Annotated in this window: 6 protein-coding genes; 4 read left to right on the forward strand and 2 right to left on the reverse strand. The window is 74.6% G+C overall.

What is annotated here, in order from left to right; translation table 11 throughout:
* The 4 genes from DZF91_RS06995 to DZF91_RS07010 form a co-directional block, all read left to right on the forward strand.
* On the forward strand, nucleotides 1–850 hold an 850-nt coding region (locus tag DZF91_RS06995), incomplete at its 5' end, for an SseB family protein (RefSeq protein ID WP_147341032.1).
* Nucleotides 745–4,080 carry an SseB family protein gene (locus DZF91_RS07000; protein ID WP_117356668.1) on the forward strand — a complete coding sequence of 1,112 codons (3,336 nt, stop codon included), beginning with the start codon at nucleotides 745–747 and terminating at the stop codon, nucleotides 4,078–4,080. The genes DZF91_RS06995 and DZF91_RS07000, both read left to right, overlap by 106 nt.
* Nucleotides 4,077–4,445, forward strand: coding sequence for a hypothetical protein (locus tag DZF91_RS07005; protein ID WP_117356669.1), 369 nt, complete (start codon nucleotides 4,077–4,079; stop codon nucleotides 4,443–4,445). The genes DZF91_RS07000 and DZF91_RS07005 overlap by 4 nt, the downstream gene beginning before the upstream one ends.
* A gap of 141 nt (nucleotides 4,446–4,586) precedes the next feature.
* Nucleotides 4,587–5,630, forward strand: a complete 1,044-nt coding sequence (locus DZF91_RS07010) for a hypothetical protein (protein WP_147341033.1) — start codon at nucleotides 4,587–4,589, stop codon at nucleotides 5,628–5,630.
* Between the two features lie 108 nt (nucleotides 5,631–5,738).
* Here the strand turns inward: DZF91_RS07010 and DZF91_RS07015 are convergent, their stop codons facing one another.
* Both DZF91_RS07015 and DZF91_RS07020 read right to left on the reverse strand, forming a co-directional pair.
* The gene (locus tag DZF91_RS07015) at nucleotides 5,739–6,629 is read right to left on the reverse strand and encodes a TrmH family RNA methyltransferase (RefSeq protein WP_117356671.1); all 891 of its coding nucleotides are present in this window, start codon (nucleotides 6,627–6,629) and stop codon (nucleotides 5,739–5,741) included.
* Between the two features lie 17 nt (nucleotides 6,630–6,646).
* On the reverse strand, nucleotides 6,647–7,428 hold a 782-nt coding region (locus DZF91_RS07020; RefSeq protein WP_147341034.1), incomplete at its 5' end, for an endonuclease/exonuclease/phosphatase family protein.

The following is a 7,428-nucleotide window of genomic DNA, read 5'->3' on the forward strand; positions in this document are numbered from 1 at the left end:
CGAGGCACCGCAGCCGCCCGCCGCCGAGGCACCGCAGCCGGCCGCCGCCGAGGCGTCACCCGCCGCGACCTCCGTGGACCCGATCCCGGTGATCGCGCCCGCGCCGGACGCGGACGAGCCGTGGGAGGAACTGCGGGGCCGGCGCCGCGACCTGCCGCGCGCCGAGCCGCGTCCGGAGTTCCAGCCCGCCAACGACGCGGAGCGGTCGCTGCTGCGCGCCGCGTCCGACAACGACCACGACCTGTTCCTGCAGACGCTCGCCGACGCCGAGGTGCTGCTGCCGGTCGGCCCGGACTCCGACTTCACGCTCCGTCCGGGACGCGCCGGATTCCGCTGGCAGACCCGCGAGGTGGACGGCGCGACGCTCGTGCAGGTCTTCACCTCGCCCGAGCGTCTGGCCGAGATCGCCGGGCCCGGCGCGGACTCGATCCGCGTGCCGTTCCCGCTGATCCTGCGGTACTGGCCGGAGTACGCGAACGCGCTGGCGGTCAACCCCGGCTCCCCGGCGGGCGGCACGATCCTGGCCGAGCAGCTCCCGGGCCTGGCGACCTGGGCCGACCAGCGCGCCGCGCGCCGGATGTCGGAGGGCTTCGAGGCGCAGAACGAGGTCGAGCAACGGCTGTTCGACGCGGCCCTGCGCCGCGACACCGACGCGTTCTTCAAGGTCCTGCTGGGGTCGCAGGTGCTCGTCCCCGCCGACCCCGAGACGCCGTGGGGCATCACGCCGGACGACCCGGAGTTCCCGTGGCGTCCGACCCGCTCACGCCGGACGACCCGGAGTTCCCGTGGCGTCCGACCCGCGTGCACGGACGCGTCGCGATCCAGCTGTTCACGTCGCTGCGCTGGATGAACGAGGCGGTCGGGTCGTCCCGGTTCGTCATGCCGACCTTCCTGGAGGTCGTCTCCGCCTGGCCGGACGCCGCCTGGACCCTCGTCCTGAACCCGGGCACCCCGGTGGACGCGGCCATCCCCGGCGAGCAGGTCCGCGCGCTGAGCGGGCCCGTCGAGCCGCCCATGGACCAGCCCGCCGAGACCGCGTTCCCCACCGCGCCGCTCGCGGACGCCCCCGCCCCGAGGTCGGACGCGCCGGTGGACGCCGGTCCCGCGCCGCTGAGCACGACCGCGCCGGAGCACACCGCGACACCCGCGTTCGCGGACGTCCCCGAACAGGCGGTCACTCCCGACCACCTGTCCGCGCCCGAACGCACGGACGCCCCGGGACAGGCGGAAAAGGCCACCCCGGTGCCTGCCGAGCCCGCCTCTCCCGCCCACCTCGGCGCTCCGGGGCACGAGCAGCGCGGGGCGGACGGACGCCCCGGCACCCCTCTCCCCGGTGAGGCAGCGCCCTTCCCGGGAGACGAGACCGGGCGCGCACGCGTCCCCGGCGAAACCGACGCGCCGGAACCCAGGGACCTGGCCGGAAGCGAGAACGCCACCAGCGGGCCCGAGGTCGCCGGACCGGCAGGCCCGCACCTCGCCGACGCGACCGGCGGCATGAGCACGCCCGACCGCACAGGCGTCGCAGAAGGTACCGACGCGGGCGGTGCGGCTGACGGGCTCACCGCCGGTTCTACGGACACTCCCCAACCGGCCACCGCCGGGAACGCGAGCGTCGCAGGCCAGGCGAGTGTGCCCGGGAGCGCAGACTTCGCTGGACACCCCGACCCGGTCGGCGAGCCTCAAGCGACCCCTCAGTCCGAGTTCGTCGGACGCGCCGACACAGGCGATGAGACGGGAACGCCGACGCCCGCAGGCATCGACGAGCCCGCCGCGTCGCAACTGGACGGCGCGGGCCAGGCGGATGTGGCCGATCAGGCGAGCACGTCCGGACTCGCAGCGGCCACCGGGCGAACCAACGCACCTCAGCGATCCGAGTACGCCGCTCCGGGCGACGCAGGCGATGCGTCCACGCTCGGAAGTGTCGCAGAAGGCGCGCACACGGTCGGCCAGACCTTCGAGCCGCAGCAGTCGGACGTCACCGACCGCGCCGCCACCGGCGGACACGACGTCGCCGGGCCCGACCCGGCCGGACGCGACGCGACCGACCGCCCGGACGTCCCCGGTCGCCCGGACACCGCCGGACACAGCGTCGCTGGAACTCCCGACACCGCCGGACACAGCGTCGCTGGAACTCCCGACACCGCCGGACGCGACCTGGGCGGAAACGCCGCGACCGAACCCGCGGACACTGCCGGACGCGCAGATATGGCTGGCCGCGCAGACGTCACCGGACGCGACGCGATCGAACGCGCAGACGTGGATGAACGCGCGGACACCGCCGGAGGTGCTGGTGTCGGCGGGGGCGCGGAGGTGGCCGGGCGCTCCGATGGTGCGGGGCGTTCGGGTGCGGCCGGCGAGTCCGGCGCGGTGCGGCAGGAGGACCGTGCCGGGCAGACGGCCGCCTCCGGCGTCGCGGGCCGCGCGGACGCGGGCGGACGAGGCGAGGCCGGCGGGCGGTCTGATTCGGCCGCCGCGCCGGACCGTGACGGTGCGGCCGAGGCGGAGTTCGAGCCCGGCAACCGGATCGACCAGGAGTTGTTCGAGGCGGCGCTCGCCGGGGACTCCGACGCGTTCCTGCGGGTGCTGCTCGCGGCGAACGTGCTGGTGCCCATCCCGCAGGACGCGCCGCTCGAGGTCACGCCCACGCAGCGGGAGTTCCGCTGGGAGGCGGCCTTGCGCGGGCCGTCCGCCGTGCAGGTGTTCACCTCGCTCGTCCGGCTGCGCGAGGTGCTGCCGGAGTCGCGGTTCGTGTACGCGGACTTCCGCGAACTCATCGCCGCGTGGCCGCGCGAGGACTGGGCGATGCTCCTCAACCCGCGGACGCGGATCGGCGCGTCCCTGCGCGGTGACCAGGTGCGCGCGCTCAGCGACTGGGCGATCCGCGTCGGGCTCATCCAGCCCGTCCCGGAGCCGGAGCCGGACTCGTCCACGCTCACGGCCTTCGCCCACGCCCCCGGCGCCGAGCCGGGCACGCGGCCGGAAGCCGCCGACGAGCGCGCGGCGGCGACATCCGGGGAACACCACGTCACGCCTCCCGGCGACGCGGCCTCGAACGCGCCGACCGAGGCCGCGGAGACGACGGGAACCGCAGGGCCGGATGCCCTCAGAGCCTCCGGCGAACGACACGACGCTGATCAATCCGCTCCCGACAGAACGACCGGCGAAGCGTCCGGCGAAGCGTCCGGCGGACAGCGCGTCGGGGCGACTGACGACCGGCACGACGTGGAGTATTCCGCCTCTGGCGGGGCCTCTGGCGAACCGCGTGGTGCTGAGCGTTCCGGCGCCGTCGAAGCGTATGCGCAGGACGGGTTCGCGGCGGTCGGGCCTGAGCACGGGCCCCGGCCCGGCGGCGCGGAGGTCGTCGAGGCCGGGGTTCCGGCTCCTCAGGTCCCCGGCGGCGTGGACGTCCCGCGCGGGCCGGGTGTCCGGGGACCGGTGATGCCCGACCGGACCCGCCCCGGCGCCGCCGGCGCCGGGCGCGAGGACCTGTTCGACGGGGTCGCCACGTTCGGGGGCGCGGGTGAGCGGCACCGGCTCGCCGAGCCGGACGGGGAGGTCGGGACCGAGCCGACGGTCATGCAGAAGGTCGTCCCGCACGCGCACGTCGCCTGGTACCTCGACCAGGGGTACGACCGCGTCGGCGGGTTCGTCCACCCGACCTCGGACGTCGCGGAGCTGCTGACGCCCGCGCAGCTGTACGAGACGCTCGGCCTGCTGTACGAGGACTCGCCGTTCTCCCCGGCGGACGACTCGGTCCACGTCATCCGGTGGCCGGCGTACTGCCCGGACCTGTACCGGGTGCCGTTCGGCGGTCGCACCGAGGAGGACGTCGCGTCCTGGGGCGACGCGGGCTGGGTGCTGGAGCGCCCGCCGTTCGGCGGTGACGGGTTCGCGCCGGGCAGCGCCGGATCGATCCGGGAGTACAAGGTGGACAGCGTCCGGCTGCCCTATGGGGCGGAGATGTACGTGCTGGGCCGGGACGGCTCGGAGCGGTTCGTCGCGCTGTACGACCCGGACCGGCTGGCCTGGCTGCGTCCGGAGGGCGCGGCGTCCGGCGGACAGGCGAAGGTGGCGCGGTGAACCGGGACGGGTACGTGGCGCGCTGGCTCGGGCGGGAGTTCGAGGCGGTGCCGGGCGCGGACGGCGAGATCCGGCTGTACGCGCCGGAGCCGACCGACGGGTTCGAGGAGCTGCGGCCGGACCGGTTCCGGCGGATCGTCCCGGCGTTCGAGCTGGAGTCGCTCCGCTACGTCCGGACGGTGTGCCGGTGGCGCGGGGAGCCGTTCGTGGTCGTCGGGGAGCATGACGGGTGGACGCGCGTGGAGTACACGGGCGGCCGGGCCCCGGTCGCCGAGGCGCTGGGCCTGGAGCGGGTCGACCAGGGCGTCTGGCAGGCGTGGGCGCCGACCGGGGAACTCCAGGACGTGCGTGAGGAGTTCATCTGACGGTAGTGTCCTGGATGCCCGTCCGAACCGGACACGGGGTTGATTTCAGCCTTGGATCCGTGTTCGCATGATTCCGGGATCGAGTCCCGGGTAGAGCGGGTCTCGGGCGTTCGACGACGACGCGACGGAGGTGGCTCGGGCGTGGCTTCGCGGAGGGCAGGCGTACCGGCTCTGAGGGGTCTCGGCGCGGCGGCGGTGGTCGCCGTCGGGGCCTGCACGGTCCTCGCGCTCCCGGCATCGGCCGAGCCGACGCCGACGGGTTCGCCGTCCGGCTCGTCCTCCCCGGCCGCGCCTCCGCTGGGGCTGACGGTCACGGTCTCCCGCGACCAGGTGAAGGCGGACGAGACCGCCACGGTCACGGCGTTCGTGACCGGCGGCGGTGACTTCTCCGGGGTCCGGGTGCTGATGAGCACCGGCGCGTCCCATATCGACCTCGACACGACGTCCTGCGGTGCGGGCACGGCGCTGAGCGCCTCCCACGGCTGCGACTTCGACGGGGTGAAGGCCGACTCGGCGGTCGCCCGGCAGAGCTTCTCGCTCGCCGCCAGGTACGTGAAGAAGAAGACGCCCGTGACGGTGAGCGTCGCGCTCGTCCAGGACGGCAAGACGGTGAAGTCGGGCAGCGGCACGGTCGTGGTCGCGCCGCTCGCGTCGCCGTCGCCGTCGCCGACGACGTCCAGCCCGAAGCCGGGCAAGCCGTCCGACCCGCCCGTCAAGACCAAGCCGACGTCCAAGAGCCCGAGCCCGACCAAGGGCTCCGGGAACGGCACGGGCCACGGCGGTGGCGGCGGGACGAACAACATCCCCACGAGCGGCAACGGCAACGGCAGCGGCTACGTGCCGCCGGCCCCGAGCGGCTCGTTCGACGCGACGAAGAGCCCGCAGGTCGCGCTCCCGCCGATCACCGGCAACGCGCCGAGCCCGACGGTCGCCTCACCCGACACGTCCCTGGCGACGCCGCAGAGCACGCTGCGCGCCAACAAGGCCCCGGTCGCCCAGGAGATGGCGTTCCAGCGGGTGGCCAGCACGCAGGTCGCGTGGCTCGCGGCGCTGCTGGTGGCGTGCTCGCTGCTGCTGACGCAGCTGCGCCTGGGCCGCCGTCCCGCCGCGTCGGGCGCGTCCGCGGCGAAGCGCTCCAAGGGCGGCGCCCACCGCCGTCCCCGCAAGGGCGCCTTCGGCAAGTAGGCCCGCCTCGGGACGAGACCGCGAACCGCCGCCTGATCGTTGTACCGGCTATCTGCTGAACGAGTTGGTGGGAGCTCCCCTACAACTCCTTCACCCATGATCCCGCCGCTAGGAGCGCATGAGGCTGTAGCAGGCGATCGCGGCGGCGGCGACCACGTTGAGGGAGTCCACGCCGTTCGCCAGGGCGGTCGGGCTCATCGGGATGCGGACGCGCTCGTCCGCCTCGTCCAGCCAGTGTGAGGAGAGGCCGTCACCCTCGGAACCGAGCATGAGCGCCACGCGGTCGGTCATCTCGACCCCGTCCATGGGGACGGCTGATTGGTCAGGCGTCAGGGCGAGGAGCTTGAAGCCGGCGTCGCGGATGATGCCGAGGTCGTCGTGCCAGTTGGTCATCCGGGCGTACGGGAGCGCGAACACCGCACCCATCGAGACCTTGACCGCGCGGCGGTACAGGGGGTCGGCGCAGCGGGGGGACAGGATGATCGCGTCCACGCCCAGTGCCGCGGCGCACCTATATATGGAGCCGACGTTCGCGTGATCCACCAGGTCCTCAAGGATGAGGATGCGTCGGGGCGGCGACGTGTGGTGCGCAGCGCTCTCGACGTCGCCGTGGTCGCCCGGGACTTCGGGGGCGAGGACGCGGCGGGCCGTGGAGACGACGTCCTTCACCGGAGGGAGCGGGAGGCGGACCAGGGAGGCGAGGGCGCCGCGGTGGACGGGGAAACCGGCGACGGCCTCGACGACGTCGTCGTCGGCGACGTAGACGGGGGCGTCGACGCCGTCCAGGACGTCGGCGAGGGGGGCCAGCCAGCGGCGGGCCATCAGCAGGGACCGGACGGGGTGGCCGGTGCCGATCGCGCGCCGGATGACCTTCTCGCCCTCGGCGATGAACAGCCCGTGCTCGGCCTCCAGGCTCTTGCGCAGGTTCACGTCGCGCAGCCGGGTGTAGTCGGCGAGGCGCGGATCGGCGGGGTCGGTGACCGGAACCTGGTGGACCATGCCCCTATTGTGCCTGTTCAGGGGAGTCGCAGGCGCGCGAACAGGGCGCGGTGGTCGCTGCCGGGCAGGTCGTAGACGCGGACGGACCGGACGGCGCAGCGGCGGTCGAGCAGCACGTGGTCGATGGTCAGCGGCGGGCGCGACTGCCCGAGGCCCCAGGTCGGCACCAGGCCCCGGCCCGCGCGGTCGGCGGCGTCGGCGTAGCCGCGTCCGAGCAGGCGGCGCAGGGTCGCGTGGTCGAGGGTGGCGTTGAAGTCTCCGGCCAGCACGCGGACCACCCCGCCGCCCGGGGACGGCGCGGTCGGCGGCGCGGCGGTCGTGCCAGCCGTGCCGGAGGGGAGTTCGCCCAGGTCGCGCTTCCAGTCGCCCAACGACTCGGCGCTGATGGGCGGGACGGGGTGGACGGCGGTGATCTGGACGCGCCGTCCGCCGGGCAGGGTGAACTCGGCGGACGGCATCGCCATCTGGGTCTTCGGCAGGGACGGCAGCGCCCGCAGGGGGTACTTCGCATAGAGGCCGGATCCGGCCGCGCCCCACCGCGTGTCGGTCACCTTGTAGGGCAGCAGCTTCGTCAGCCCGGCGTTCTCGTACTTCGCGACGGCCTCCGGCGGGAACTCCTGAAGGCTGAGGACGTCCGCGCCGGTCCGCCGCACGAGTTCGACGATGCGGTCCGGACTGCCGTTGCCGAACATCAGGTTCGCGGTGAGAACGCGCAGCTCGGGCCCCTGCGCGGCGGGCTGGCCGCCGGGGACGGCGCGGGGCAGGACGGCCGCGAGCAGCCCCGCCGCGGCCAGCCCGG

The organism is Actinomadura logoneensis (assembly GCF_003428695.1).
GTDB classification, from domain to species: Bacteria; Actinomycetota; Actinomycetes; order Streptosporangiales; family Streptosporangiaceae; genus Spirillospora; species Spirillospora logoneensis.

Bases quoted from the DNA above. Each gene is read 5' to 3' on its own strand.
- DZF91_RS07015 (WP_117356671.1), bottom strand. From the start codon at position 6,629: ATGGTCCACCAGGTTCCGGTCACCGACCCCGCCGATCCGCGCCTCGCC.